The 25,521-nt window shown below is 56.7% G+C and carries 27 protein-coding genes and 1 tRNA gene; 14 read left to right on the forward strand and 14 right to left on the reverse strand.

All coding sequences use genetic code 11. The annotated features are described in order from the left end of the window. Positions 1-24 precede the first annotated feature (24 nt). The 3 genes from T18_RS08020 to T18_RS08030 all read right to left on the reverse strand — a co-directional run bounded on the left by T18_RS08020 (position 25) and on the right by T18_RS08030 (position 1,586). A complete protein-coding gene (locus tag T18_RS08020) occupies positions 25-213 on the reverse strand; it encodes a YegP family protein (protein ID WP_003514584.1) in 189 nt (62 codons plus the stop codon). Between the two features lie 86 nt (positions 214-299). Further along, positions 300-998 carry a type 1 glutamine amidotransferase gene (locus tag T18_RS08025; protein WP_038492637.1) on the reverse strand — a complete coding sequence of 233 codons (699 nt, stop codon included), beginning with the start codon at positions 996-998 and terminating at the stop codon, positions 300-302. Between the two features lie 138 nt (positions 999-1,136). Continuing rightward, entirely contained in the window at positions 1,137-1,586 is a 450-nt protein-coding gene (locus T18_RS08030) for a DoxX family protein (protein WP_003514571.1), read from the reverse strand. 145 nt (positions 1,587-1,731) lie between these two features. Between T18_RS08030 and T18_RS08035 the strand changes: the two genes are divergently transcribed. Continuing rightward, the gene (locus T18_RS08035; protein WP_003514570.1) at positions 1,732-2,037 is read left to right on the forward strand and encodes a SelT/SelW/SelH family protein; all 306 of its coding nucleotides are present in this window, start codon (positions 1,732-1,734) and stop codon (positions 2,035-2,037) included. 120 nt (positions 2,038-2,157) lie between these two features. Next, positions 2,158-2,244: transfer RNA gene (locus T18_RS08040), tRNA-Leu, on the forward strand. A 240-nt stretch (positions 2,245-2,484) separates the two neighbouring features. Here the strand turns inward: T18_RS08040 and T18_RS08045 are convergent. Continuing rightward, a complete protein-coding gene (locus T18_RS08045; RefSeq protein ID WP_046205577.1) occupies positions 2,485-2,868 on the reverse strand; it encodes a pilus assembly protein N-terminal domain-containing protein in 384 nt (127 codons plus the stop codon). A gap of 445 nt (positions 2,869-3,313) precedes the next feature. Here T18_RS08045 and T18_RS08050 point away from each other — a divergent pair, with 445 nt between their 5' ends. The 9 genes from T18_RS08050 (at position 3,314) to T18_RS08090 (ending at position 12,326) form a co-directional block, all read left to right on the forward strand. Next, complete coding sequence (locus T18_RS08050; RefSeq protein WP_038489495.1) at positions 3,314-3,502, forward strand: Flp family type IVb pilin; 189 nt, start codon at positions 3,314-3,316, stop codon at positions 3,500-3,502. A 103-nt stretch (positions 3,503-3,605) separates the two neighbouring features. Further along, a complete protein-coding gene (locus T18_RS08055; RefSeq protein WP_038489492.1) occupies positions 3,606-4,118 on the forward strand; it encodes a prepilin peptidase in 513 nt (170 codons plus the stop codon). Between the two features lie 125 nt (positions 4,119-4,243). Beyond that, positions 4,244-5,050: a Flp pilus assembly protein CpaB gene (gene cpaB, locus T18_RS08060; RefSeq protein ID WP_003514566.1), complete on the forward strand. Its 807-nt coding sequence runs from the start codon at positions 4,244-4,246 to the stop codon at positions 5,048-5,050. Further along, positions 5,047-6,630: a type II and III secretion system protein family protein gene (locus tag T18_RS08065; RefSeq protein ID WP_038489489.1), complete on the forward strand. Its 1,584-nt coding sequence runs from the start codon at positions 5,047-5,049 to the stop codon at positions 6,628-6,630. The genes cpaB and T18_RS08065 overlap by 4 nt, the downstream gene beginning before the upstream one ends. Positions 6,631-6,686: 56 nt before the next feature. Beyond that, positions 6,687-7,379, forward strand: a complete 693-nt coding sequence (locus T18_RS08070; protein WP_038489486.1) for a CpaD family pilus assembly protein — start codon at positions 6,687-6,689, stop codon at positions 7,377-7,379. A 34-nt stretch (positions 7,380-7,413) separates the two neighbouring features. Next, complete coding sequence (locus tag T18_RS08075; RefSeq protein WP_038489483.1) at positions 7,414-8,700, forward strand: AAA family ATPase; 1,287 nt, start codon at positions 7,414-7,416, stop codon at positions 8,698-8,700. A 33-nt stretch (positions 8,701-8,733) separates the two neighbouring features. Further along, positions 8,734-10,206 (forward strand): CpaF family protein, encoded by a 1,473-nt coding sequence (locus T18_RS08080; protein ID WP_038489480.1) that lies wholly within the window; start codon positions 8,734-8,736, stop codon positions 10,204-10,206. A gap of 118 nt (positions 10,207-10,324) precedes the next feature. After that, a complete protein-coding gene (locus T18_RS08085) occupies positions 10,325-11,329 on the forward strand; it encodes a type II secretion system F family protein (protein WP_013635295.1) in 1,005 nt (334 codons plus the stop codon). Between the two features lie 10 nt (positions 11,330-11,339). Next, the gene (locus T18_RS08090; RefSeq protein WP_013635294.1) at positions 11,340-12,326 is read left to right on the forward strand and encodes a type II secretion system F family protein; all 987 of its coding nucleotides are present in this window, start codon (positions 11,340-11,342) and stop codon (positions 12,324-12,326) included. 99 nt (positions 12,327-12,425) lie between these two features. On the opposite strand, the gene T18_RS08095 is transcribed toward T18_RS08090, so the two are convergent. Beyond that, a complete protein-coding gene (locus T18_RS08095) occupies positions 12,426-13,250 on the reverse strand; it encodes a tetratricopeptide repeat protein (RefSeq protein WP_038489475.1) in 825 nt (274 codons plus the stop codon). 142 nt (positions 13,251-13,392) lie between these two features. Between T18_RS08095 and T18_RS08100 the strand changes: the two genes are divergently transcribed. Further along, the gene (locus tag T18_RS08100; RefSeq protein ID WP_013635292.1) at positions 13,393-14,787 is read left to right on the forward strand and encodes a leucyl aminopeptidase; all 1,395 of its coding nucleotides are present in this window, start codon (positions 13,393-13,395) and stop codon (positions 14,785-14,787) included. Positions 14,788-14,851: 64 nt separating this feature from the next. On the opposite strand, the gene pncB is transcribed toward T18_RS08100, so the two are convergent. The 8 genes from pncB to T18_RS08140 form a co-directional block, all read right to left on the reverse strand. After that, positions 14,852-16,156, reverse strand: coding sequence for a nicotinate phosphoribosyltransferase (gene pncB / locus T18_RS08105; protein WP_003514549.1), 1,305 nt, complete (start codon positions 16,154-16,156; stop codon positions 14,852-14,854). Between the two features lie 158 nt (positions 16,157-16,314). After that, positions 16,315-16,674 carry a hypothetical protein gene (locus T18_RS08110; RefSeq protein ID WP_035251992.1) on the reverse strand — a complete coding sequence of 120 codons (360 nt, stop codon included), beginning with the start codon at positions 16,672-16,674 and terminating at the stop codon, positions 16,315-16,317. 94 nt (positions 16,675-16,768) lie between these two features. Beyond that, positions 16,769-17,620 (reverse strand): C40 family peptidase, encoded by an 852-nt coding sequence (locus T18_RS08115; RefSeq protein ID WP_013635290.1) that lies wholly within the window; start codon positions 17,618-17,620, stop codon positions 16,769-16,771. Between the two features lie 17 nt (positions 17,621-17,637). Then, positions 17,638-17,982, reverse strand: a complete 345-nt coding sequence (locus T18_RS08120) for a MarR family winged helix-turn-helix transcriptional regulator (RefSeq protein WP_003514544.1) — start codon at positions 17,980-17,982, stop codon at positions 17,638-17,640. A 368-nt stretch (positions 17,983-18,350) separates the two neighbouring features. Further along, the gene (locus T18_RS08125; RefSeq protein WP_003514542.1) at positions 18,351-19,457 is read right to left on the reverse strand and encodes a DUF475 domain-containing protein; all 1,107 of its coding nucleotides are present in this window, start codon (positions 19,455-19,457) and stop codon (positions 18,351-18,353) included. A 307-nt stretch (positions 19,458-19,764) separates the two neighbouring features. Continuing rightward, positions 19,765-20,685, reverse strand: a complete 921-nt coding sequence (locus T18_RS08130) for a DMT family transporter (protein ID WP_003514540.1) — start codon at positions 20,683-20,685, stop codon at positions 19,765-19,767. 116 nt (positions 20,686-20,801) lie between these two features. Further along, on the reverse strand, positions 20,802-21,683 hold the full coding sequence (locus T18_RS08135) for a LysR family transcriptional regulator (RefSeq protein WP_003514539.1): 882 nt from the start codon (positions 21,681-21,683) through the stop codon (positions 20,802-20,804). Next, positions 21,680-21,994: a putative quinol monooxygenase gene (locus T18_RS08140; RefSeq protein WP_013635289.1), complete on the reverse strand. Its 315-nt coding sequence runs from the start codon at positions 21,992-21,994 to the stop codon at positions 21,680-21,682. The genes T18_RS08135 and T18_RS08140 overlap by 4 nt, the downstream gene beginning before the upstream one ends. Positions 21,995-22,169: 175 nt before the next feature. Here T18_RS08140 and T18_RS08145 point away from each other — a divergent pair, with 175 nt between their 5' ends. Continuing rightward, positions 22,170-23,666: a CoA-acylating methylmalonate-semialdehyde dehydrogenase gene (locus T18_RS08145; protein WP_003514535.1), complete on the forward strand. Its 1,497-nt coding sequence runs from the start codon at positions 22,170-22,172 to the stop codon at positions 23,664-23,666. Positions 23,667-23,744: 78 nt separating this feature from the next. On the opposite strand, the gene T18_RS08150 is transcribed toward T18_RS08145, so the two are convergent. Next, positions 23,745-24,794 (reverse strand): Fe(3+) ABC transporter substrate-binding protein, encoded by a 1,050-nt coding sequence (locus T18_RS08150; protein WP_019564505.1) that lies wholly within the window; start codon positions 24,792-24,794, stop codon positions 23,745-23,747. Positions 24,795-24,967: 173 nt separating this feature from the next. Between T18_RS08150 and rirA the strand changes: the two genes are divergently transcribed. Further along, positions 24,968-25,438, forward strand: coding sequence for an iron-responsive transcriptional regulator RirA (rirA, locus tag T18_RS08155; protein WP_003514531.1), 471 nt, complete (start codon positions 24,968-24,970; stop codon positions 25,436-25,438). The last annotated feature ends 83 nt before the right edge of the window (positions 25,439-25,521 follow it).

A 25,521-nucleotide genomic window follows, 5' to 3' on the forward strand; every position in this document is an offset into this window, starting at 1 on the left:
CGAGGTTTCGCGAAACGGAGAGCTTCAGGCGGTCATCGTGCTCAGATCGACCGTATCGGCGCCGGGGGAATTTTTCTTGATCGATTCGATGGCGTGGATGGCCGATGCCTTGGCCTTGTATCCTTCGGACGAAAACATCGTTTCCCCGTTGGATGCTTTGAAGCGGAAACGATATTCCCCGGCCCTGTCCTGATAGATTTCGAATTTATACATGATCTTGGTGCCTCCTTGGCAAACGTCGGTGAAACACACTCAATTCTGAGCGGCCTTGGCCATATTCGCAACCGATAATTGCCAGATCAGACAAGCCGTACCCAGGCACGGGCAATTTCCAGACCGGTCGCATCGGCCACATCTGCACGCCCCCCACGGTGATCGCGGTAATTGTTCATCCAGCCGGGCGCCATTTTTTCTACGGAAGCAGGGAACGCCTCACACCATCCGTCGACCACGGCCGTGGATGCCTCAAAATGAAATTGCGTGCCATAGGCAGCGCGGCCAACGCGAAAAGCCTGATTTCGCGTTGCACCATTGGTCGCAAGTCTCGTTGCCCCGGGCGGAAGTGTGAATGTGTCGCAATGCCACTGAAAAATGGGAAATGTCTTGTCGAGCCCCGCCAAGAGCGGATCGGACACGCCCTCTTCCGTGAGGGATACGTTTTCCCAGCCGAATTCGGGCGGGCCGGCCAGAATATTCTCTCCGCCATAGGCGCGCGCCAGCAACTGGCTACCGAGACAGACGCCCATCACGGCCTTCTCCGCATCGCCAAACGCTTTCATCAAAAGTGCGAGGTCTGGAAGATAGGGATAAAGCACGTCGTCAAGAGCGTTCTGCTCACCGCCCAAAACGACGAGCGCATCGTGTGCAGCTGCATCGAGAGGAAGAGGCTCACCCGCATAGGCGCGGATGACATGCACGTCAGCCCCTGCCTCTTCCAGAGCGACGCCGATCTGTCCATGCGGCGTGCCCGCCATGTTTTCGATAATTGCAACGCGCATGGGGCCTCTTGCCGACAACGGGGAATTCGATCGGCCGGTATCGCCGATCGAATTCAGCTTCACCACGAGAAAAACGGATTTTCAAGAGGCGCGATATCGTTAGCAAGGCAATAAGGGGACAAGCCGGCCTTGGGCATCTTAAAATTCCCGCGACAGCTTCGCGTCGACGGAATGCCGGTTGCCGCCGCGGACAGCGAAGAACAGGAAAATGGCTGCCCAGAGAACTGATTTTTCCGCGCCACCCAGACCTTCCGCCTTTACGATACCGTGAAAATAGACCGTTACTAAAAGCACGATCATTGCGGCAAAGGATGCCGGCCGCGTGAACAGCCCAATGGCCACGAGAATTCCACCGAAAAATTCGGTGGCGGCCAGGAGAGGTGACCAGAATACACCCGGATAAAAGCCGAGGCTCTCCACCATGCCGACAGCCCCGAACGGATTGGCGATCTTGCCGAAGCCGTGGGTGACAAGAAGAAGCCCGGCCACGACGCGCAGAACGGTCTCCACCAGATCATGTGTCGAATTATAAAGAGGTGCGACCGCCGGAACGAAAAGACGCTGACGATTATTGTCGAACTGGGCCATGGGATCTCCGCGTTTTAGCCTTCGATGGCTTATCTGTTCGCAAAGCAGCATGATAAGAACAAGCATGCCGCAGGTAAAAACATGAGTATTATAGTTGACATTATCGTGAGCATTATTGTCACCGGGCGCTGAAGGAGACGTGATCATGGCCGAGACCAAGCCCCGCATAACCATCCGCTACTGCACACAATGCAACTGGCTGCTTCGTGCGGGATGGATGGCGCAGGAGATTTTGCAAACCTTCGCTTCTGATATCGGCGAAGTCAGCCTTATTCCCTCAACGGGTGGCCTGTTCGAGATCACCGTAGATGGTGAAACCATATGGGAGCGTAAGCGCGATGGCGGTTTCCCCGGTCCAAAAGAGCTCAAACAGAGAATCCGCGATGTCATCGACCCGGAACGTGACCTCGGTCATGTCGACAGGACGAAGCATGAAGGGCTCGACAATTGACGCGGCAACATGTTTCAACAGCGTCTAACCAAGTTTTTTCCCTTTAAAATCAATGATCGTCATAAAAGTTCAAAAAGTCTGTTGACACCGGGCGGCTGCCCTCGTACATCGCTCTCCGTCGCCCAGATGGCGGAATTGGTAGACGCGCCAGCTTCAGGTGCTGGTACTCGCAAGGGTGTGGAGGTTCGAGTCCTCTTCTGGGCACCATTCCATTTTTGATCTTAGCCAGATCAAATACTTAGACGAAAAAACAGCAACATTCAGTCCTCCTGCAAAACGCAGGGGAACATGTTGCGGTTTTTCGTTTTGCTGGCGATCAACCCCGATCTTTACCGTAAAAATGCTACCCAGGACGAGCGCTAAGCCCTTGTCACTTTGACAAAATGCCAGCCATCCCCGCGCTTGGAATTCCGATATATTAAGACCTGGTATTGGGTTGCAGTTCGCTTAAGGCTGGGCGTCTTTGTCGCCACTGTTTTGCGAATGCTGTTCGCAATTCGGCGTACAGGAAAGCACGGTCCGTTCCGTCTGTCGAAAAACGCGAACCGTATTGCCCTCATCGATGGAGACGAGAATGCGCTCATCGACGATTGGATTGCCCTCGGCATCGAGAAGAACAAGATTCGTCGTGCCGAAACTGCGCCCGGTCAGCACGATCGTGGTGGCATCGGCCACCGTCGCATCGGCGACTTTCGAGTTGCCGACAATAACCTTGCTCACGGGGCGGTCGAGGCGAAGGACACGGGCGTGGTTCATCGAAACGCGCAAGATGTCTTCCTGAGCAAAAACGGGCTGTAACGAACCCGATAGAATGACGGACAAGCCGACCACGATTTTCGCCAGTTTTCCGGATGACACGCGTTTCGCCCCTGCTCACTACCCGCACTTACTGTGCAGCAGAATGCGTGTTTTTAGTGAATGAAGCGTTAAATGATAGAGGCCCCTAATGTGAACGGTAACCATGCCTGACATGGCAATATTTTCGAGGCTCTCGCTGTCCCGCACCAAAACTGAACATCTATGTCTCACCGGAAGGACACTTTGCCGGAAATAAGAAACTGACAGTCTCTGGAATATATTTGTTTATCAGCAACTATAAAAATAGAGACAATACTTTTTTGTTTTGTTTACCAAGAGAAACTCATCCTGTCGTTTACTTTGGATTAATCCTCTTCTTTAAGCGCTTGGAAATCGCTCACCTGTAATTTGAACGCAACCGAACAACGGAAAACAGTTGTCGGCGTGCTGAACACAACACAAGAGTTAGGAGAGACCCATGACCAAGATTTTCGCTCGTTTCCTGAAAGATGAGTCCGGCGCCACGGCAATTGAATACGGCCTGATTGCTGCGCTTATTTCTGTCGCTATCGTTGGCGGCGCTACAACCGTTGGCAGCAAAATCGGTACACTGTTCACAAACATTGGCACGAAGATGACGGCAGCTTCCACCGCATCGGGTCTGTGATAACTACAGACCTTTTGGATGGCCGCCCCGAAAACGGGCGGCCATCTTGGTATTTTTTGGGATCCACCCGTATTGGTTGCCATTCATATGTGGAATTGATCCAATGGTCGTAGCAGCAATTTTTCTGACTTTGCCTCTATGTCTCGCTTTTGCTGCGCTGAACGATCTCTTCAGCATGACCATACCCAACAGAATACCGCTTATATTGCTGCTTTCCTTCATTGTGGTTGCGCCTTTTACGGGTATGGAGTGGCAAACCTTCGCAATGAGCATTGCAGCCGCCGCAGCCGTTTTTTTTGCCTGTTTTGCGCTCTTCGCTGCCAATGTCATGGGCGGTGGGGATGCCAAACTTCTCACAGCTGCCGCAGTCTGGTACGGTTTCAATGCCTCCCTAATAGAGTTTCTACTTGCGGTCACCTTCATCGGCGGTGTTCTAACGCTTGGAATCCTGCTTCTGCGATCGCGCTCGCAGGAAATCATGGCGGCCGGCATTCCCATTCCGGATTCCCTGCTGGTTGCGAAGAAAATCCCCTATGGCATAGGCATCGCCATTGCCGGGCTTTTGACCTATGGCGAAACACCAATTGTGAAAGCCGCCATCGCAAGTCTTTCCTGAGAAATCTGCGTTCACTGCAGGTTAAAGGCCTGTTAACCAGAAATCCAAGCATAATATTAACCATAATTATACCAATGACGGGCCATCCTGACGGGAGAAGAATCTGATTCCCTCAAGGATCGAGCATGAAACCGTCGCGTATCGTCATTCTGTCCGTTGCCCTGGTCGCCGCCGGTCTTGCCGGCATCGTTGCCATGCAGATTTCCGGCGCGAAGCAGGTCATCGAAAAAGCGGAAACGATCATAGAGAAGGAACCGACGGTTAACGTTCTCGTTTCCTCGGTCAACCTACCCGTTGGCAGCCGCCTGAACGATAGTTCAGTACACTGGACGCCCTGGCCCACTGGTAACGTCATCGACAGCTTCATAACGGAAGCGAAAAACCCGAACGCCATAACCGAACTATCCGGCGCTGTCGTGCGGCTGCCTTTGTTTCAGGGCGAGCCTGTAAGGCCTGAAAAAGTGGTCGATTCCAGCACCCGCATCATGTCCTCGCTTTTGCCGGCCGGCAAACGCGCCGTCGCCACGGAAATTTCCGTCTCAACAGGTGCTGGCGGTTTCGTGCTGCCGAATGACCGAGTCGATGTCATCATGGTCCGCAAGGGCGATTCAGGTCATTTTTTAACTGAAAATGTTTTGAACAATGTCCGTGTTCTGGCGATCGACCAGCAGATCAAGGAAGGCGAGGACGGCACCTCAGCCGTCGTGGGTGCAACCGCAACGCTCGAACTCACACCCGAACAGGCCAAAATCATCACCGTGGCGCAACAGATGGCGGATCGCCTTACGCTTGCTTTGCGCTCAGTCGCCGATGCGCAGGAAAACGACACGCTTTCAGCAGGTTACCTTCTCAACGGCGGCTCCGGGCAGCCGGAGATTCAGGTGATCAAATCCGGTTCGATCGTCAAAGCCGGACAGGGAGCATCGCAATGACCGGGGGTTCCATGGCAAAGCGCATTAAACAACACCTGCATTCCTCAATGGCGGGCAGCCTTGCATTTTGCTTGGCTTTTTCAGGTATTCCGGGTCAGCACTCACCCGCGTTTTTGCGTATCAGCGAAGCCGAGGCTCAAAGCGCGAGCATCGTGCGGATCACCGAAAGCGGTAGTGGCATTCGCAAGCGCCTGAAGCTCGGTCTCAACAAGGCACTGGTCATCGATCTGCCGGAGGATGCCCATGATATTCTCGTCGCCGATCCGAGCCTTGCAGATGCCGTAACGCGCACGTCCAAGCGCATCTACCTGTTCGGAAAAACGGTGGGCCAGACCAATATCTTCATTTTCGGAGATGGCGGGCGCGAAATCGTCAGTCTTGATCTTGAGGTCGAGCGCGATATCTCCGGGCTTGAAGCCAATATCCGCCGTTTCATTCCCGAATCGGACATCAAGGTAGAGATCGTTTCGGACAACATCGTTCTCACTGGGTCAGTGCGCACACCTCAGGATTCGGCACGCGCTGTCCAGCTTGCCGAAGCATTTCTGAAAGGCGGCGAAGCCACCACCCGCAACATATCGCTGACGGGCGGTGACAATGGCGGTGACGCGGCTATATTTGCCGAAAACCGCCAGACATCGCAGATCGTCAATATGCTGACGATTGAGGGCGAAGATCAGGTGACGCTGAAAGTCACCGTTGCTGAAGTTAGCCGGCAGGTGCTGAAACAGCTTGGCTTCAATGGTTCCATCAGCAGCTCGACAAGCAATAACGGTTTCGAATTTTCAAATCCGTCCAATCTCGGAAATGCAATTAGCGGTGCGTCGCGAATAGCCAGTGGCGCGATTGGCTCCGGCTCGCTCAACTTTGCTTCCTATCTCAACGCCATGGAACAGGCGGGTGTCGTGCGCACTCTGGCCGAACCAAGTCTTACCGCCATCTCCGGCGAACAGGCCAAGTTCTACGTGGGGGGCGATTTCCGTCTGCCTGCAGAGCAGGAAGTTACCATCGACAAGGAAACGGGCCAGCCAACCATAACGCGTACCACCAACACGGTCGACTACGGCATCACGTTGAACTTCAGGCCCGTCGTGCTTTCACCGGGACGGATCAGCCTTAAAATCGAGACCAATGTTTCCGAGCCGACATATGAAGGCAACGTTGTAACCGGAAATGCGGGCCGCACGATCCCAGGCTCCACCTACATGTCGATCCGCAAACGTGAAACCTCGACAACAGTCGAACTTCCATCCGGCGGCTCGATTGTGATCGCAGGTCTGGTCCAGGACAATATTCGCCAGGCCATGTCTGGACTTCCCGGCATTTCCAAAGTCCCGATCTTCGGCACGCTTTTCCGCAGCAAGGATTTCATCCGCAACGAGACGGAGCTTGTCATCATAGCAACGCCCTATCTGGTACGTCCGGTTGCGCGCAACCAGATCGCCCGGCCGGATGACAACTTCAACCCGGAAAACGATGCGGCCATGTATTTCATGAACCGTGTCAACAAGGTCTATGGCCGCAAGGACCAGGTTCAGGCGGCTCCCTATCAGGGATCAGTGGGGTTCATCTACAAATGACGACACGCGCACGAAATCCCCTTTTCACAGCAAGCCCGGTACGGGCAGGAAACGCCATGCAGGAAAACCCTTCCTCCTTTTCCTCAAGCCTGCCGGGCAGACGGGCAGGTCTCGTCGCCATGGTAGCGCTTGCCGCCGGCCTGTTGCAGGGTTGCGCACGCGACCCCATGACGACCAACGCCATTCCTGACGACTACCGCACGCGCCATCCGATCACCCTGTCGGAAGCCGAGCATTCGCTGGATATTCCGGTATCAGCACGCGATAGCCGGCTGACCACGGCAATGGCGGATAATGTCCGTGGTTTCGCCCAGAATTACGCCTCGATGTCGACCGGTATCGTCAATATCCAGATGCCATCGGGATCAGCCAACTCGGCAGCGGCTTCAAAAATGGCGAGACAAATCCGCTCCGCGCTTTCCGGCGCTGGTGTGCCTTCTGGCAAGATCATGGAAACACGTTACGCTGCATCCCCGAATGGCGACGCCGCCCCCATTCGACTGAGTTATGTGGCCGTTACCGCCATGACCGGGCAATGCGGCCAATGGCCCGAAGACCTTTCCGACAATACCTTTGCCAACAAGAACTGGTACAATTTCGGATGTGCCTCCCAGAGCAATCTCGCGGCACAGGTTGCCAACCCCATGGATCTGGTTGGCCCGCGTGGAATGAGTCCGATCGACGCGGAGCGCCGAGCAGTGGTGATTGACGCCTATCGCAGCGGCAAAAACACGGCGACGCCAAATTGACGCGGTTCCAACAATTGTCAGGGCAGGAAAGACGATGAGCGCTGTAGAATACGATATCAAGTCAAGCGGCGACGCGGAAGCCGAACAGTCGGCGCCGCGTGCCTCGGATATGGATCGCCTGCGGCCCCTGCCCCGCATATCCGTCCATGCCTTCTGCGTCAGCGAAAACATGCAGCGCGTGATGGATGCCTTGTCCAGTGACAGGCGGATGAGCAAGGTCACCCTGCGGGTAACCAAGGGCGACATCAACGCGGCGGCGACGATGTTTTCCGCCTCACCAACGCCCAACCTCATCGTTCTTGAAACAGCAAGCTCACCGTCTTGTCTGCTGGATGATCTCGCTCCTCTGGCGGAGGTCTGCGACCCCACCACCCGTGTCATCATCGTTGGCCGGCACAACGACATAACGCTTTATCGCGATCTCATCCGCAACGGCATTTCCGAATATCTCGTCGCACCGATCAACATGGCCGATCTATTGGCCTCGATCGCGACGATCTTCGTTGATCCGGAAGCGGAGCCGCTCGGTCGCAACATAGCCTTTATCGGTGCCAAAGGCGGGGTGGGCTCGTCGACGATCGCGCATAATTGCGCCTTCGGCATCTCTACCCTCTTCTCCACCGAAACCATTCTGGCGGATATGGATCTTGCCTATGGCACGGCCAACATCGATTTCGATCAGGATCCCGCTCAGGGCATGGCGGAAGCGGTGTTTTCGCCGGAACGGCTGGACGAGGTGTTCCTCGACCGTCTGCTAACGAAATGTTCCGACCACCTCTCACTTTTGGCCGCACCCTCTCTCCTCGACAGGACCTATGATTTCGATCGTCAGGCGTTTCTGCCGATTCTTGAGGTCCTGCAGCGCAGTGCGCCCGTCGCCGTTCTCGACCTTCCCCATCAATGGTGTGACTGGACGCGGGCGGTGCTTGCGGAAGCCGACGAGGTGGTCATTACGGCGGTTCCGGATCTCGCAAACCTGCGCAATACGAAGAACCTGTTCGACGCGCTGATAAAACTGAGACCCAACGACAAGTTACCGCATCTCGTTCTCAATCAGGTCGGCATGCCGAAACGCCCGGAGATCGCCCCTGCGGATTTTCTCGACCCACTGGAAATCGAGCCGGTCGCCATCATTCCGTTCGACACCCAGCTGTTCGGAAATGCCGCCAACAGCGGTCGCATGATCAGCGAGATGGACGAAAAATCCCAGATCGCGGAAACGTTCTCGCAAATTGCCCATACCATTACAGGCCGTACCATTCTGCGCAAAAACAAGCGCGGCGGTCTGGACAAGCTCAAGAATATTCTCAAGCGCAAATAGGCTCCCTTTCTGGGCCTTTAGACGGAAACGCCAATGTTCGGAAAACGCGGGCCAGAAGGCCCAGCCAGAACCATAAAGCCGGATTTTGTCGCGCCTGCCATACAGCAGGTGAAGGCAACACCTGAGCCGCGATCTCTGGCGATCGACACTTTGGAGCCCGGCCAATCGCCTGCAACGCGGCAGGCACAATCTCCCATGCAATCGCCGCAGAAAAAGCGTGCCCGCACGGAAGATTATTACAATACCAAGGCCCAGGTCTTTTCCGCGCTCATCGATACGATCGACCTTTCGCAACTCGCCAAGCTCGACGCGGAGAGCGCACGCGAGGAAATTCGTGATATCGTCAACGACATCATCACGATCAAGAATTTCGCCATGTCCATCGCCGAGCAGGAAGAGCTGCTCGAAGACATTTGCAACGACGTTCTTGGTTATGGGCCGCTGGAGCCGCTTCTCGCACGCGATGATATTGCGGATATCATGGTCAACGGTTCCGGCCAGACCTTCATCGAAGTCGGCGGCAAGACCATCGAATCCGACATACGGTTCCGTGACAATGGCCAATTGCTTTCCATCTGCCAGCGCATCGTCAGCCAGGTGGGCCGACGCGTGGACGAATCGAGCCCGATATGCGACGCCCGCTTACCCGATGGATCGCGTGTCAACGTCATCGCACCACCGCTCGCCATCGATGGTCCGGCGCTTACGATCCGAAAATTCAAGAAGGACAAGCTCACGCTAGACCAGCTGGTGCGTTTCGGCGCGATCACGCCTGAAGGCGCGACCCTGCTCAAGATCATCGGCCGCGTCCGCTGCAATGTCGTCATCTCTGGTGGTACCGGCTCGGGCAAGACCACGCTTCTCAATTGCCTGACGAGCTTCATCGACAAGGATGAACGCGTCATCACCTGTGAGGACACCGCCGAACTGCAACTGCAGCAACCGCATGTGGTGAGGCTGGAAACGCGCCCGCCGAATATCGAAGGTGAAGGCGAGATCACCATGCGTGATCTGATCAAGAACTGCCTTCGTATGCGGCCTGAACGTATCATCGTCGGCGAAGTGCGTGGACCGGAGGTTTTCGACCTTCTTCAGGCGATGAACACCGGCCATGACGGATCGATGGGAACGCTCCACGCCAATACGCCGCGGGAATGCCTCAGCCGTATCGAATCGATGATCGCCATGGGCGGGTTTACCCTACCGGCAAAGACGGTACGCGAAATCATCTCGGGCTCTATCGACATCGTCATTCAGGCCCAGCGCCTTCGCGACGGCTCACGCCGGATAACGCAGATCACCGAAGTGATCGGCATGGAAGGCGACGTCATCGTGACCCAGGATCTGATGCGATACGAAATAGACGGTGAAGACGCGCATGGCAAGCTGATCGGCAAGCACGTCTCCACGGGCATCAGCAAACCCCATTTCTGGGATCGCGCGCGCTACTATGGCGAGGAAAAACGCCTGGCCACCGCGCTCGACGAGATGGAAAAGACATCCTAGAGCAAGTCTTGTTTAAACGGAATCGTCTGACGTGCTCTAACACTTTGTTTCTACGCATTTTCCGGACGGAAAACCACGACGCAATTTTACTGGAAATGCTCTAAGGAAGGCGACTGCCATGGACCCCACAATCCTGTTACTGGCCGCACTTGTCGCTATTTCGGCAGGGGCGCTTGCTTATGCCTTCCTCTTCCAGCAGATCGAGGTCGAGAAAAAGACCACCAGTCGCGTCAAGCGGGTCAAGGCCGCCGAAACGGATCACGCAAACATCAAGGCCGCGCGGGACCGGGTCCAGGAACTTGGCAAACGCCGCAAGTCCATGCAGGACAGCCTGCGGGAAATGGAAAAGAAACAAAGCGAAAAGGCGAAGAAAGCAAAGAATGTCGGTTTGCGCGAAAAGCTGGTTCAGGCGGGACTGCAACTCTCTGTCCGGCAGTTCCACCTTCTGAGCGCAGGCGCGGCTGCTTTCTCCGTCGTCATTGCGCTTCTTTATGGCCTGTCGTTGCTTATCGCTCTGCTCATAGGAGCCGTCGTGGCCTTGGGACTGCCGAGATGGGTATTGGGATTTATACTCAAGCGCCGGCAGAAAAAATTCCTCGAGGAATTCCCAAATGCGCTGGATGTCATGTGCCGGTCGATCAAATCCGGATTGCCGCTCAACGACGCCGTGCGACTGATCGCGTCGGACGGACAGGAACCGGTGAAGACGGAGTTCCAGCGCGTCGTCGATGCGCAGCAGGTCGGCATCGGCATTCCGCAGGGGATCGAGCGCATGATGCTGACCGTGCCGCTTTTCGAAGTTAGCTTCTTCAGCACCGTCATCAACATTCAGGCGCAGGCGGGCGGCAATCTTTCGGAGGCTCTTTCCAACCTTTCGAAAGTTCTGCGTGAACGCAGGAAAATGCGTGCCAAAGTCAACGCGTTATCGATGGAGGCGAAGGCCTCGGCAGTTATTATTGGCGCGCTGCCTTTCATCGTCATGCTGCTGGTGCATTTCACCTCGCCCGACTATCTGTCGGTGCTCTTCACCGACATGCGTGGGCACATCATTCTGGGGGTGTCCGGATTGTGGATGCTGATCGGGATTTTCATCATGCGCCAAATGATCAATTTCGACATATGAGGGCACGACCATGACAGGAAGCCTCTTTTCCAGCCTGACGGACCCGCAAACGATCATTGCCATTCTCGTCACCCTTGCGGTTTTCGCAACCCTCTATACGCTCATCATGCCGCTCTTCGAGCGAAAAGACTTCGCCAAGCGCATGAAAGCCGTGTCATCGGAGCGCGATCTCATTCGCAGCCGCGAGCGTGAGCGCCTGGCCGCCGCCACCAGGGACGGGAAGGCCTCCCTGCGTGGCAATAATAATAAATCGGCGCGCCGCATCGTCGAAAAATTCAACCTTCAGGAAGCGCTTGCCGACAAGAACACGATGAACAAGCTGCGCGCTGCGGGTTTTCGTTCACAGAATGCGCTCAACACATTTCTTGCCGCCCGGTTTGTGCTGCCATTCGTTTTTCTGGCCCTGGCCTTTACCTGGGTTTTCGTTCTCGGAAACCTCGCCGATAAGGCTTTCGTCGTCCGGCTGATGGCAGTGCTCATTTTCGGTTATCTGGGTTTTTACGCACCCAATATCTATGTTTCCAACGCCATGAACAAGCGGCAGGCCTCGATCAGGCGCGCTTGGCCGGATGCGCTGGATCTGATGCTGATCTGCATCGAATCCGGTGTGTCCATGGAGGCCGCCATGCGTCGTGTTGCGGAAGAAATGGGTGAGCAGTCGCCCGAACTGGCGGAGGAAATGATGCTGACGACAGCGGAGCTCTCCTTCCTTCAGGACCGGCGCATCGCACTTGAGAATTTTGGCATGCGCACGCAGCTGGACGGCGTCAAAAGCGTGGTGCAAGCGCTTATCCAGGCGGAACGATACGGCACGCCATTGGCTCAGGCGTTGCGCGTTCTGGCCCAGGAAGGCCGCGACGAGCGGATGAACGAAGCCGAAAAGAAGGCCGCCGCCCTGCCGCCAAAGCTGACCGTGCCGATGATCATATTTTTCCTGCCGGTGCTCATCGCAGTCATTCTCGGACCAGCCGGCATTCGCGTCGCCGATACGTTCTGACACGCTAAACGCGCCCGCACTGTAGGCGGTAGCGAGTGATGAGGCGGAGCTTTGAATATTATCTGCGATCTGGTGTTGATGGACGTGCCTGAACCCGCATCAGCCTGCTGGCTTGTTGTCCTTCTTCGCCAGTTGCTGCCAGGAATTCTGCTGCGACAGCATTGCACGCAGATAACCGAGATTTGCCTGCGCCTGCTGTGGCGAAAGTTCCTGAACCGCGATGCGCTCAGCCTCGGCAAACCGTCCCTGAAGACCCACCACGAGCGCGAGATTCTGGCGAACGCGGCTGTCGGCGCCCGGCTGGGCGATGGCCGATTGCAGATATGTCTCGGCGGTACGGGGATCGCTCGACAGGACATAGGACATGCCAAGGTTCGAGAGCACGCTTGGATCGTTCGGTTTGAGATCGAGTGCCTGCCTGTATTTGGTGCGGGCATCGTTCGACCTGCCAAGCTGGTCGAGCACGGCACCTTCGGCAGAATACAGCCGCCAGTCTGGACGATCAGGCGTCTGTGCTCTCTGGATGGTTGAAAGGGCCTGTTCGAGCTGGCCTGATGCTGCCTGCGCCTTGCCATAGGCGGCAAGCACCTCGCGGTCGGCCGGATTGGCGATGGCGATCTGCTGCATGACCGCGAGCGCCTGCGTGTTCTTGCCGGTCATCATCAGCACGTTGGCATAATTCATGCCGACGGACCTGTCCTTGGGGCTGCGTTCATAGGCCTTGCCGGCCGTCTCTTCCGCCTGCCGGAGCTGGTCCATGTTCATGTGGTCATAGGAGCGTGTGGCCGCAGGAATGGAGCCGGTGGACATGCGATCCGGCTTGTTGGTACTCGCGCATCCGGAAACGGCGAAAACCAGCGCTGCGAGACATGCTCCCCGCAGTAAGCCTGTCCGACCTGTCTCGCTCAAAGAAAAAGCAGTCATGGCAGTGCTCCCGCCCAAGAATTATCGATCTTGCGCCCGACATACGACAGACTCACATGACGCAACTTTCGCTTAAGCAATAATCTGTTAACCCTAACAGAGCGTTAATCGCACCGATTCTCGACAGTTACGAAAGCAGACCATGGCGCCCTATCAGTTCATCGAACGCCCGACACCTTTCAGCTCCAAGGCTGGCAGCACCCTGCCGGTTTTCGCCGTGACGCCAGCCCATATCGAACAGGGTGCCATCGATCCTGTTGCTCTGGACTGGGCGAAAAAAGCGGGTTTCAAGGCCGAAGCAGGCGCCGTATTGCTTGTTCCCTCTTCCGATGGTTCGCTGGGTGGCGTTCTTCTCGGCCTTGGCGGCAATCCCTCAGAAATCCCGTTCATAACCGGAAAACTGGCCCGCGAGCTGCCCGAAGGCGAGTGGCATATTGAAACCGCGCCATTGACGGCCAATCGGCTGGCTCTCGGTTTCGGCCTCGGCAGCTACCGCTTCGACAAATACAAGACAACCAAAACCAGCGGGGCCAAGCTTCTCATTCCGCAGGATGCCGAAGATGGCGAGATCAAGCGCGTTCTGGCCGGCGTCTTCCTCGCTCGCGATCTCATCAATGTTCCGGCCAACGATATGGGACCGGACGAGCTTGAGATCGCCTTCCGCAGCCTTGCCGCACACTACAAGGCAAAGGTGGGCGTCATTACCGGCGACGATCTGCTGAAGGAAAACTTCCCGCTCATCCACGCCGTCGGCCGCGCCAGCGAAAGCGCACCGCGCCTTCTGGAAATGAACTGGGGCAAGAAGGGAAATCCCCGCCTGACCCTCGTTGGCAAGGGTGTCTGCTTCGATACTGGTGGTCTCGATATCAAGCCAGCCGCCTCCATGGCGCTGATGAAGAAGGACATGGGTGGTGCGGCCAATGTTCTCGGTCTCGCGCTGATGATCATGGACGCGAAACTGCCGGTCAATCTTCGCGTCCTCGTGCCCGCCGTCGAAAACTCCATTTCCGCCAACGCCTTCCGTCCCGGTGACATCTACAGGAGCCGCAAGGGCCTGACGGTACAGATCGACAATACGGATGCAGAAGGCCGTCTCGTTCTGGCCGATGCGCTGGCCTATGCAGACGAGGATGCGCCGGACCTGATGATTGACATGGCAACGCTCACGGGTGCCGCCCGCGTTGCTCTCGGCCCGGATCTGCCGCCCTTCTATACCGATGACGACGATCTGGCCCACGATATCGCGGAAGCCAGCATCGATACCGACGATCCCCTGTGGCGCATGCCACTCTACATGGGGTACGACAAGGATATCCGCTCACGCGCGGCCGATATCACCAACGCGCCATCAGGCGGCATGGCAGGATCGATCACCGCCGCTTTGTTCCTGAAGCGTTTCGTCACCAATACGAAAAAATGGGCACATTTCGATATTTACGGCTGGTCCTTGAGCGAAAGGCACCATTCATCGATCGGCGGCGAGGCTCAAGGTATCAGAGCACTCTTCCATTACATCACACACCAGTTTGCGAAGTAAATCGGTACCACGGTTGATCTGACTTGCCCACGGGCGCTTCGTTAAGCGGAGCGCCCGGCCTTAATCAAACCAGAACCTTCTGTTCCTTGAGATCTTCCTCACCAAAGAACTTCAGATAACGCTCCACCTCGGACCGTTCGCCTGTCGCTTTTTGCGGATTATCGGAGAGTTTCACGGCTGGCCGACCATTGGCGTCGCTGACCTTGCAGACAATGGAAATCGGCTTCAAGCTGGCGATGGTCTTCGGCGCGCAACCGGCGAAATCATTGGTCAGATTGGTGCCCCAGCCGAAGCTCATGCGCACCCGACCTTCGAAATGCCTGTATGTATCAACGATGGCATCGACATCGAGACCATCTGAGAAAATCAGCATCTTCTTGCGGGGGTCACGGCCCATCTTCTGCCACCACTCGATAATCTTTTCCCCGCCTTCGATCGGCGGCGCGCTGTCGGGACGGAAGCCCGTCCAGTCCGCCACCCATTCCGGCGCGTTGCGCAGAAAGGCCGCCGTGCCAAAAGCATCGGGCAGCACGATCAGCAGGTTGCCGCCGTAAAGCCGGTTCCAGTCCTTCAGAACCTGATAGGGTGCTGCGGCCAGTTCCTCGTTGGTTTGCGCCAGCGCCGCAACCACCATCGGCAATTCATGCGCGTTGGTGCCGACCGCCTCAAGGTCGGAATCCATGGCGAGAAGGACGTTGCTCGTGCCGGTGAAGGCAGGGCCAATGCCTTCCTTCAGCGCCTCGACGCACCAGCGCTGCCACAGAAAACTGTGGCGGCGGCGGGTGCCGAAATCGGAAATACGCAGGCCCGGCAGTTCCCGCAACCGTTCGACCTTTTCCCACATCTTGGCCTTTGCGCGGGCGTAGAGAACATCCAGCGTGAAATAACCAAGCGAGCGCATTGCGCTGCGCGAGCGTAGCTCATTGATGATCGCCAGCGCCGGGATTTCCCAGAGTGTCGTATCCATCCAGCGGCCGTGGAAATTCAGCTCATATTGCCCGTCTCGCTTGAAAAGCTCGTATTCCGGCAGCTGGTAGCTCGAAAGCCAGGAGAGGAATTCCGGCTCGAAGATTTGCGAGCGGCCGTAGAAGGTGTTACCCGCAAGCCAGATGTTCTCCTTCTTGGAGAGGCGCAGGGTACGCGCGTGATCGAGCTGCTCGCGCAGTTCCATCTCGTCGATCTCTTCCGCCAACCGCACCGTCTTCGTGCGGTTGATGAGCGAAAACGTCGCGTCGACTTCCGGATAGAGTTTCCAGATCATCTGCAACATCAGCAGCTTGTAGAAATCCGTATCGATCAGGCTGCGGACGATCGGATCGAGTTTCCAGGTGTGATTGTGGACACGGGTTGCTATATCGGTCTTCGTCATGCTTGCATTCCCCAGCATCGGCCCAGAACATCGGCAGGGCCGACGTCACCCCGCACCTCGGCAGGTATTATCAACCTGTCATGTCAAAGATTTATCTGAAAAAGCAACAACAAGTCCAGAGTGCGGGCGGCGCAAACGCCGCTTTAAGTCATATTACTTCAGAAGGTCGGGTCGACTGGATTGATGCCGGGATACCAGTCCTTGGAGATAGGATTTCTGCCACCGAAGCTGGAGATGCCGTTCTCATCAGTGCAGCGATAGCCCTGAACCGGCAGACCGCGGCTACCGAAAACATCCCGGTATGGGCCGCGGGCATATCCAGTTACACCAAGTTCGCTATGGCAATTGTAACGCACCTTGGGCTGTAGCGTTCGCGGGTCCTTGACACCCGGCAGGTTCGCATAGGCATCTGGAGCCGGAGCAAAACCATTCTGAAAAACGGTCTGCGCCTGCGCGGAAGCGCTCATTAAAACCGCTGCCAGGATCGCTGCCAATCGTGTTGCCATTTTTGTGTTCATCGATGCCGGTCCCGTACCATCATTCAACCGATGTAGGCTTTCGGCTGTAGTCGCACAAAGGGCGAGGCAGGCACAATTTCGTGAAGCCGCCGCCTCAGCCTTCCAGACGCCGGAAAGCCGTCGGCTTTTCGTAAAGCCAGCCGATGCGCTCGATGGCCTCATTGAGATTTTCGCGTGCAACATTCATCGTGTGGCCATTGGCATGCAGCAGCGTCTCTTCGTTTTCCATGAGCCCGACATGGCCCTTCCAGAAAACCAGATCGCCGCGGCGCAATTCATCGCGTTCTATTTCCACGCCGAGCGATTTCACCTGCATGTCTGTATCGCGCAGAACCCGTCGGCCCGTCATCGCCATAGACAATTGCACGAGGCCCGAGCAATCGATGCCGAAGCCGGAGCGGCCGCCCCAGAGATAAGGTGTCTCGATAAAGCGCAAGGCCACCGCAACATAGTCCTCTTCGAGAGCGGCATCGACTGGTCGGCAATGGGCAGCGATTATGCCTTCGCCTTTTTCGGTCAGCAGATAGCGGGTGCCGCGTGTCTCGGCCTCACCAACGATCCGGACCATGCTGCCCATGGAAATGGCTGCGACCGGCGGTTTGCGCAATTCGGCGGAAGGATAGAGGAAGGTGCGTGGCGCAACCACCTGGTGGGTAACGGCAACGACATCGCCGATTGCCGTCTCCGGCACGTAACCGGCATAACCGTCAGCATCCGCCTGCACCCAGGCCCAGCCATTCGCCCGGTCGAAAATGCGCACGGTTTCACCAAACAGCAGCTCCGTATCGATGCCGGCGGCAAGGTCAGGCGTTGGCCGCAGGCCAATAACCGGCACCGCGATCTGGGCGGGCGAACCGCTGACGAAACGCTCGGCCTGAACCACGCCTTGCAGTTTCTCATCGGCCAGATCGGAGCGGAAGACATTCAGGCGGCGGTCGAGCATCATGGTTTCACATCCAGAGGTTAGATCTTGCGTGCCTGATCAATAATCAGATCGCCGAATTTTTCCAGATAGAGCGCACCTGCCACGGTGCGTTTTATCACGACATTGCGCTTGTCCCGTTCGTCCCGCACCCTGTCAACCAGCCCGAGCGCCCCCAGACTGTCGAGTGCGCGGGTGATGACCGGTTTGGTCACGCCCAGCAAGGCGGCGAGGCCCCGGACTGTATGTGGCGGCGGCACGAGGTATATCTGCAGCAGGATTGTAGTCTGGCGCAAGGTCAAATCCGGCGCATCGGCCGTGACCTGCGCAGCAGATACGCGATGCCAAAGCCCCAAGGCCTCCGTAGGCGAAAGTTCTGCAGGCAAACCGGTAACCTTCCAGTCGTTATCCCACCGTTTTCATTCAACGGAGCGGAAAACTCAAGAAGCATACCGCACAAACAGAACCGCCGCGCCTTCACAGACCATAAAAGATCGCGCGGCGCGGCGGTGTTGTTTAAACCCGTTTGTCGGGCCTTTAATGTCCCCTCTGGACTTGCAAGATGAGATGCAGGAAGCGTGCCAGTTTTACTGCAGTGCACAAATACGAGTAAAAACAGGTGCTTGGGGTATAATTCCGATGTTATGTTCAAATTTTCCGCAAGGCGAAAATAGCAACAAAAACAGGCAATCAGCAATTCAGTGCTTAAAAACTGCCTTCCGCCGTAACAGCGGAAGGCTGGGATCGGGATGGATCAGATTTCCGCACCACGTGCGGCATCGGTCGCATCTGCATTGTGCCGCCGGTTATGTCGGATCGACGACCAGAGCGAAATGCCGATCAGGGTCGCGCCACCAAGGCCGGTAATGACCTCCGGAATGTGGAACATCGTCTGCACGTACATGATGACGGACAGGATGAGGATCGCGTAGAAAGCGCCGTGTTCCAGATAGCGGTATTCGGCAAGCGTTCCCTTTTCCACCAGCATGATCGTCATCGAGCGCACGTACATGGCGCCGATGCCGAGGCCGATGGCGATGATGAACAGGTTCTGCGTCAGCGCAAAAGCACCGATGACGCCATCGAAGGAGAAGCTTGCATCGAGCACTTCGAGATAGAGAAACGCACCGAAGCCGCCTTTTGCAGCGCCTTCGAGCACTTCCTGGCTACGATCGAGAATACCGCCGACGACTTCCACCAGCAGGAAGGTCAAAAGACCCCAGATTGCCGCATGGAAAAAGGTGTTGGCCGCAACCGGACCAAGCTCCGGATTGTCGCTGGCGCCGATGATACGAGAGAAGGCCAGCATGACGACCAGCACGAAGGCGATCTCGATACCCTTGACGGAGGAATAGACCGCAGCCTTTTCCTCGATCCAGCGCACCCAGTGCACGTCCTTTTCATGGTCGAAGAAGAAGTTGAGACCGACCATCATCAGGAAGGTACCGCCGAAAGCAGCGATCGGCAGATGGGCGTCACGCATGATTTCTGCATAACGTTCCGGCTGCGTGGCCGCCATGACGAGCGCCGTCCAGGGGCCGACATTGGCGGCAACGACCACGATCAGTAGCGGGAAGACGATACGCATGCCGAAAACGGCAATCAGAATACCCCAGGTCAGGAAGCGATGCTGCCAGACTGGCGTCATCTCTTTCAGCTTGTTGGCATTGACGATGGCGTTGTCGAAGGAAAGCGAAATTTCCAGCACGGCAAGCACCGCACAAATGAAGAATATCGTCGCTGTTCCACTGACAGTTCCGGTCATTTCCCAGCCGAGATAGCCGCCAAGGATCAGACCGACGATGGTGACGATAAAAGCCCACTTGAAGTAGGAAAGTGTGGTTTTCTGGGCAGCGCTCATGTCCGGTTACCTCCGGTAACGAGAGCGATTGCGGAACGACGCAGGACGTCGGGCCGCACGCAGAAAGCACGCGCGCGAAGCACATTCAGGTTTTTCATAGTTTTTAATCCGCCGGCCAATTTTTGCAGGCGGTACCGACATCACGAGAGCGCCGTAAAACTCTCGCCAGAGGGGCCCGGCACCTTTGTTTCCTCTGCCCTTGCGAGACATATGATCGCAGGACCTTCTCTTACTCCTCGAAGATCACCTCTTCGTCAAGTCCCGTGACGATTTCGGCGGCAACATCACGGGTAAACAGAGGAAATGTCTAGTCCGCAGCCAGTATATCCACCTTTTCGCGACCGCGTTTGAGCGTATTTTCACGGAAGAAAATATAAAGGCCGGAAAGAACGATCAGGCCCGCACCGACGACGATACTGGTCTGCGGCACATCACCAAAGAACAGCCAGCCAAAGACCACCGCCCAGAGCAGCAATGTGTATTGCAGCGGCGCGACGGTCGCGGCGTCCGCGAGCTTCAGAGCGCGGTTGACCAGCACATGCGCTGCCATGGCGACCACGCCGAGCAGGCCGAGGAAAGCGAGATCGAAACCGGACTGGACCGGCAACCAGCCAGACGGCGTGACGAACACCGCAACGAGGCCCGCAAGCCCCGCACCGATGATCTGCCAGAAAGCGAGTACCGTATCGGGCGTGTTGCGTAGCTGGCGTCCGGACAACATCATGAAGGCGAAGGCGGCGCTGCCGAGAATGGAAAACAGTGCGGCCGAGGTAAGGCTTGCCGAGCTTGGCTGCAAGGCAATGAGAACACCGACGAAACCAATGGCGATGGCCGTCCAGCGACGCCAGCCGACCTTTTCTCCCAGGAGAAACGGCGATAGAGCCGCCACATAAATGGGGGCGGCGAGCCAGTAGGTCATCACGTCTGCCAGCGGCAGGGCAGCGACTGCGAAATAGAAACAGAAAAGCTCGGCGGTGGAGAAGAATACGCGCGCCACCTGAAGAGACGGTCGCTCGATTTTCATGAGGCCGGAAAGACCGCCTTTCCACACGATCGGAACCAGAATGACAAGGGCAGCGACGCTGCGGATGAGGATCACCTGCCCCTGGCTGTAGGTCGAAACCAGCCATTTTCCCATAGCGTCGTTCAACGCGAAAAGCAGCATTCCAAGCAGCATGACGGCCACGCCGAGGCCAGTCGGCGAAAGCTTTCGTAATATATTCGGCATGTCAGGTTCCGTTCTCTCCCAATGGCTGCATTGGTCGTTCAGCCAGCCCTCGTTTGTCAAGCCCGAAGCGGGAGGACTCGCGTATTAATAGTACTAATAAATCGGCAATTTCGATGTCACGCGAACATGCGCTTCTCTTCGGCAACGAGTTCCTGGAGAAAATCGACCACCGTGCGCACGCGGACCAACTGACGGGCGGATTCGTGATAGGCCGTCCAATAGGACCGGCTTATGCTCATATGCGGCATGATCCGCAGAAGTTCGGGATATTGTCCGGCAATGTAATTATGCAGGATGCCGATACCGGCGCCCGAGCGCACCGCCTCGGTCTGACCGGTGGCGCTGGATATTTCAAAGGCGGCGTCCCAGTCGCGCATGATCTCGCCGGTATAGTTCAGAGAAGGCGAGAAGATCAGATCCTCGACGTAGCCGATGCGCCGATGGCGCTTGAGTGTTTCCACATCCGCCGGCGTTCCATATTCGGAGAGATAGGACTTTGATGCGTAAAGCCCCAGCGAATAGTCGGTGAGCTTGGAAAACATCAGCCTACCCTGTTCCGGCCGCTCGATGGTGATGGCGATATCGGCCTCTCGCTGCGACAGGGAAAAGGAGCGCGGCACCGGCACGAGCTGGATTTTCAGGTCGGGATAACGCGCGGTCAGCCGGCCAAGCCGTGGCGCAAGAAAAGAAACCCCGAGACCATCGGGCGCGCCGATGCGCACCGTTCCCGCCACTGCCGTATCGACACGACCGAGATTTGCCTGCGCATTCAGCATTTCGGTTTCCATGCGCTCGGCGGCGCCCAAAAACAGCTGACCTTCTTCGGTCAGTTCGCAACCGTTCGTCCGGCGGATAAATAATTGGGTCTTCAGTGCCTGCTCCAGCGACGTCAATCGCCGCGAAAGCGTTGCGTGGTTGAGTCCGAGCCGTTTCGATGCGGCAAGGATCTGCCCGGAGCGGGCAACGGCGAGGAAGATGCGGACGTCATCCCAATTCATGGTTTGCTGCGCAGCATTATGGGTTCGACGTCAAGCAAGGTCAGCGACGTCACCATTCCTGCCACACCCTCTTTGTATTTCAGAAAATGCGGCGTTTGCAGATGCGCTTCATATGCCGCCCGGTCCGCGTAGACTTCGAGGATGCGAATCTTTTCCGGACTGCCTTTAATTGCCACCGCATTTAATGCAAGCACACCAATTTCCAGGCTAACCGAAGCTTCGATCTCTTCTGCAAGCAGTCTGCGATAGGCATCCAGCTGGGTTGGATCGATTTCGATTTCAGCCATCCGCACGACCGGTTCATCGCTCATCAAGCTTCTGACCTTCTGTTGACCGGCGAACGTGTGGGTGTCGGAAATCCGCCGCTACCCTCAAAATGCTCGCCTTGCTTCAATTTACGCACAACGGTTTCTTATCTGAGTTCATTGATTTGTACAAATTCAAGTGCAATGCTGCACCCATCAAAAAATCGCGGAGGAAAGCCCCATGAGGGAAATCGGTCATTTCATCAACGGCAAGCATGTGTCCGGCACAAGTGGCCGCACATCTAACGTCTACAACCCGGCAACCGGCGAAGTGCAGGCGACTGTCGCGCTTGCCAGCGACGCCGAGCTGCGCGCTGCCGTGGAAAGCGCAAAAGCGGCACAGCCGAAGTGGGCCGCCACCAACCCGCAGCGCCGCGCCCGCGTTTTCTTCAAGTTCGTCGAACTTCTGAACCGCGACATGAATGAGCTGGCGGTGCTGCTCTCCAGCGAGCACGGAAAGACCGTCGAAGATTCCAAGGGCGATATCGTGCGCGGCCTCGAAGTCTGCGAATTCGTCTGCGGCATTCCGCATCTGCAGAAGGGTGAGTTCACCGAGGGCGCAGGTCCCGCCATTGACATGTATTCGATCCGCCAGCCGGTCGGCATCGGTGCGGGCATCACGCCGTTCAACTTCCCCGGCATGATCCCAATGTGGATGTTTGCGCCGGCAATCGCCTGCGGCAACGCCTTTATCCTCAAGCCTTCCGAGCGCGATCCGTCCCTGCCGATCCGCCTTGCCGAACTGATGATCGAGGCAGGTCTTCCGGCCGGCATCCTCAACGTCGTCAATGGTGACAAGGGCGCTGTCGACGCCATCCTGACCGATCCGGATATTGGCGCAGTTTCCTTCGTCGGTTCCACGCCGATTGCCCGCTACGTCTACGGTACTGCCGCCATGAACGGCAAGCGCGCACAGTGCTTCGGCGGCGCGAAGAACCACATGATTATCATGCCTGATGCCGATCTCGATCAGGCCGTGAACGCCCTGATGGGCGCCGGTTACGGTTCGGCCGGCGAACGCTGCATGGCTGTGTCGGTAGCGGTTCCGGTTGGCGAAGAAACGGCCAACCGTCTCGTTGAAAAGCTCATCCCGCAGATCGAAGCACTGAAGATCGGCCCCTACACCGACGACAAGGCCGATATGGGCCCGCTCGTTACCAAGGAAGCCCAGACGCGCGTCAAGGGTCTGATCGACAGCGGTGTCGAGCAGGGCGCAAAGCTGCTGGTCGATGGCCGCGACTTCAAGCTCCAGGGTTATGAAGACGGCTATTTCGTCGGTGGCTGCCTGTTCGACCACGTCACCCCTGACATGGACATCTATAAGACGGAAATCTTCGGACCTGTTCTCTCCGTCGTTCGCGCCAAGAACTACGAAGACGCGCTGGAACTGCCGATGAAGCATGAGTACGGCAACGGTGTTGCGATCTACACCCGTGACGGCGATGCTGCGCGTGACTTCGCCAGCCGCATCAATATCGGCATGATCGGCATCAACGTTCCGATCCCTGTTCCGCTCGCCTACCACTCCTTCGGCGGCTGGAAGGCCTCGAGCTTCGGCGATCTCAACCAGCATGGAACGGATTCGATCAAGTTCTGGACGAAGACCAAGACGATCACCTCGCGTTGGCCGTCCGGCATCAAATCGGGTGCCGAATTCGTCATGCCGACGATGAAGTAAGCAATGCGTCTCTAAACAATGAACCGGCGGGCGATTGACCCGCCGGTATCCTAACCGGTCACAGGTGTGTAAACGGCGTCAATTGGTCGGGCCGTCGTTGAAACCCACTTCGTCCACAAGCTCGGATGCCTGTTTGCGGTGGGCGGCAATATCCGTCAGTGGCAGCTTGTCCGGATTGATGGGGCCGAAGCCCTTCACGACATCGGAAGGCTCCGCGCCGGGCAGCACCGGGTATTCGAAGACCTGCTTGGCATAGATTTCCTGCGCCTCGCGCGATGCCAGGAATTCCATCAGCTTCAGCGCATTGTCCTTGTTGGGTGCGTATTTGGTCAGCGCCATGCCGGAAATATTCACATGCGTTCCGCGATCGCCCGCATTGGGAAAGATCACCCGCACCGATCCCGCCCAGACCTTTTCCTCCGGCTCGCGGTCGTTGGTCAGCATCAGGCCGACATAATAGGTATTGCCTAGCGCGATATCGCATTCGCCGGAAAAGATCGATTTGGCCTGGCTGCGGTCTGTTCCATCAGGCTTGCGGGCAAGATTGTTCTTAAGGCCGGTCAGCCATGTCCGGGTATAATCGACACCATGATGGGCGATCATCGAGGCGATCAGCGCGATATTGTAGGAATGCTGGCCGTCGCGAATGCAGATTTTGCCCTTCCATTTCGGATCGGCAAGCTCTTCATAGGTGATGTCTTTCTGGGTGACCCGCTCCTTTGAGGCATATACCACGCGGCCACGCGTCGTCAGGCCGAACCACTCGCCTTGCGGATCGCGCAGATTGGCCGGGATATCCTTTTCAATGACGGGATCGTTCAGCACCGGCTGTGTGACGCCGCCTTCTTTCGCCTCGACAAGCCGGGCGATATCGACCGTCAACAGCACGTCGGCCGGCGAATTGACGCCTTCTGCCTGAATGCGCTCCACCAGACCCTTGTCGAGGAAGAGAACGTTGGCCTCTATGCCCGTTTCTTTCGTGAAGGCATCGAGCAGCGGCTGGATCAACTCGGGCTGCCGGTAGGAATAGACGTTCACCTCGCCGTCCGCAAAAGCAGCGGGCGCGGCCCAGAGGATCGTCAGACCCGAAAAAACGGCAGCGGAAAAACACGATTTCAAGCTTGCCATTAAGAATGCCTCCATTACATTCAGATTCTTGACTTGTTTGTTCATGAATCATCAAAGCGGTCAACAAGGCTGTCCGAGAAATATCGGATGGCTGCCAGTTTTTTCAGTTTCTGGAATTGTTCTAAACTGAAAAAGAGACTATATAACTCCACATTGAGAGTTAGGAGACCAGCATGCGTTTGACCAAACAGACCAACTATGCCGTTCGCATGTTGATGTATTGCGCCGCAAATGAAGGCAAGTTGAGCCGCATTCCGGAGATCGCCAGGGCTTATGGCGTATCTGAGCTGTTCCTTTTCAAAATTCTGCAGCCGCTCAACAAGGCCGGTCTGGTGGAAACCGTGCGCGGCCGTAACGGCGGCGTGCGTCTTGGTAAACCCGCTGAGAAAATCAGCCTGTTTGACGTGGTGAAGGTGACCGAAGACAGTTTTGCCATGGCGGAATGCTTCGAGGACGGTGCTGTCGAATGTCCGCTTGTGGATAGCTGCGGCCTCAACTCGGCGCTTCGCAAGGCGCTCAATGCCTTCTTCGATGTGCTGGCGGAATATTCCATCGACGATCTCGTCAAGGCGCGGCCGCAGATCAACTTCCTGCTCGGCATCGACACGGAAATGCCAAAGATCGCCGCCTTGCCGGCCGCCTGATCATCCCATTGCCCAAGCAACAATTGCGCTAGCCCGTGCCCACAGGTCACGGGCTTTTATTTTATAGAATACTTCGGAAATGC

The organism is Rhizobium sp. TBD182, from assembly GCF_001950375.1.
In the GTDB taxonomy this organism is placed as follows: domain Bacteria; phylum Pseudomonadota; class Alphaproteobacteria; order Rhizobiales; family Rhizobiaceae; genus Agrobacterium; species Agrobacterium tumefaciens.

Coding starts and splice junctions, on each gene's coding strand:
- T18_RS08070 (WP_038489486.1), top strand. CDS start 6,687: ATGCAGGAAAACCCTTCCTCCTTTTCCTCAAGCCTGCCGGGCAGACGG.
- T18_RS08065 (WP_038489489.1), top strand. CDS start 5,047: ATGACCGGGGGTTCCATGGCAAAGCGCATTAAACAACACCTGCATTCC.
- pncB (WP_003514549.1), bottom strand. CDS start 16,156: ATGACGAAGACCGATATAGCAACCCGTGTCCACAATCACACCTGGAAA.
- T18_RS08130 (WP_003514540.1), bottom strand. CDS start 20,685: ATGCCGAATATATTACGAAAGCTTTCGCCGACTGGCCTCGGCGTGGCC.
- cpaB (WP_003514566.1), top strand. CDS start 4,244: ATGAAACCGTCGCGTATCGTCATTCTGTCCGTTGCCCTGGTCGCCGCC.
- T18_RS08085 (WP_013635295.1), top strand. CDS start 10,325: ATGGACCCCACAATCCTGTTACTGGCCGCACTTGTCGCTATTTCGGCA.
- T18_RS08025 (WP_038492637.1), bottom strand. CDS start 998: ATGCGCGTTGCAATTATCGAAAACATGGCGGGCACGCCGCATGGACAG.
- T18_RS08020 (WP_003514584.1), bottom strand. CDS start 213: ATGTATAAATTCGAAATCTATCAGGACAGGGCCGGGGAATATCGTTTC.
- T18_RS08135 (WP_003514539.1), bottom strand. CDS start 21,683: ATGAATTGGGATGACGTCCGCATCTTCCTCGCCGTTGCCCGCTCCGGG.
- T18_RS08100 (WP_013635292.1), top strand. CDS start 13,393: ATGGCGCCCTATCAGTTCATCGAACGCCCGACACCTTTCAGCTCCAAG.
- T18_RS08110 (WP_035251992.1), bottom strand. CDS start 16,674: ATGAACACAAAAATGGCAACACGATTGGCAGCGATCCTGGCAGCGGTT.
- T18_RS08095 (WP_038489475.1), bottom strand. CDS start 13,250: ATGACTGCTTTTTCTTTGAGCGAGACAGGTCGGACAGGCTTACTGCGG.
- T18_RS08050 (WP_038489495.1), top strand. CDS start 3,314: ATGACCAAGATTTTCGCTCGTTTCCTGAAAGATGAGTCCGGCGCCACG.
- T18_RS08055 (WP_038489492.1), top strand. CDS start 3,606: ATGGTCGTAGCAGCAATTTTTCTGACTTTGCCTCTATGTCTCGCTTTT.
- T18_RS08125 (WP_003514542.1), bottom strand. CDS start 19,457: ATGAGCGCTGCCCAGAAAACCACACTTTCCTACTTCAAGTGGGCTTTT.
- T18_RS08090 (WP_013635294.1), top strand. CDS start 11,340: ATGACAGGAAGCCTCTTTTCCAGCCTGACGGACCCGCAAACGATCATT.
- T18_RS08140 (WP_013635289.1), bottom strand. CDS start 21,994: ATGAGCGATGAACCGGTCGTGCGGATGGCTGAAATCGAAATCGATCCA.
- rirA (WP_003514531.1), top strand. CDS start 24,968: ATGCGTTTGACCAAACAGACCAACTATGCCGTTCGCATGTTGATGTAT.
- T18_RS08030 (WP_003514571.1), bottom strand. CDS start 1,586: ATGGCCCAGTTCGACAATAATCGTCAGCGTCTTTTCGTTCCGGCGGTC.
- T18_RS08145 (WP_003514535.1), top strand. CDS start 22,170: ATGAGGGAAATCGGTCATTTCATCAACGGCAAGCATGTGTCCGGCACA.
- T18_RS08080 (WP_038489480.1), top strand. CDS start 8,734: ATGTTCGGAAAACGCGGGCCAGAAGGCCCAGCCAGAACCATAAAGCCG.
- T18_RS08075 (WP_038489483.1), top strand. CDS start 7,414: ATGAGCGCTGTAGAATACGATATCAAGTCAAGCGGCGACGCGGAAGCC.
- T18_RS08115 (WP_013635290.1), bottom strand. CDS start 17,620: ATGATGCTCGACCGCCGCCTGAATGTCTTCCGCTCCGATCTGGCCGAT.
- T18_RS08035 (WP_003514570.1), top strand. CDS start 1,732: ATGGCCGAGACCAAGCCCCGCATAACCATCCGCTACTGCACACAATGC.
- T18_RS08150 (WP_019564505.1), bottom strand. CDS start 24,794: ATGGCAAGCTTGAAATCGTGTTTTTCCGCTGCCGTTTTTTCGGGTCTG.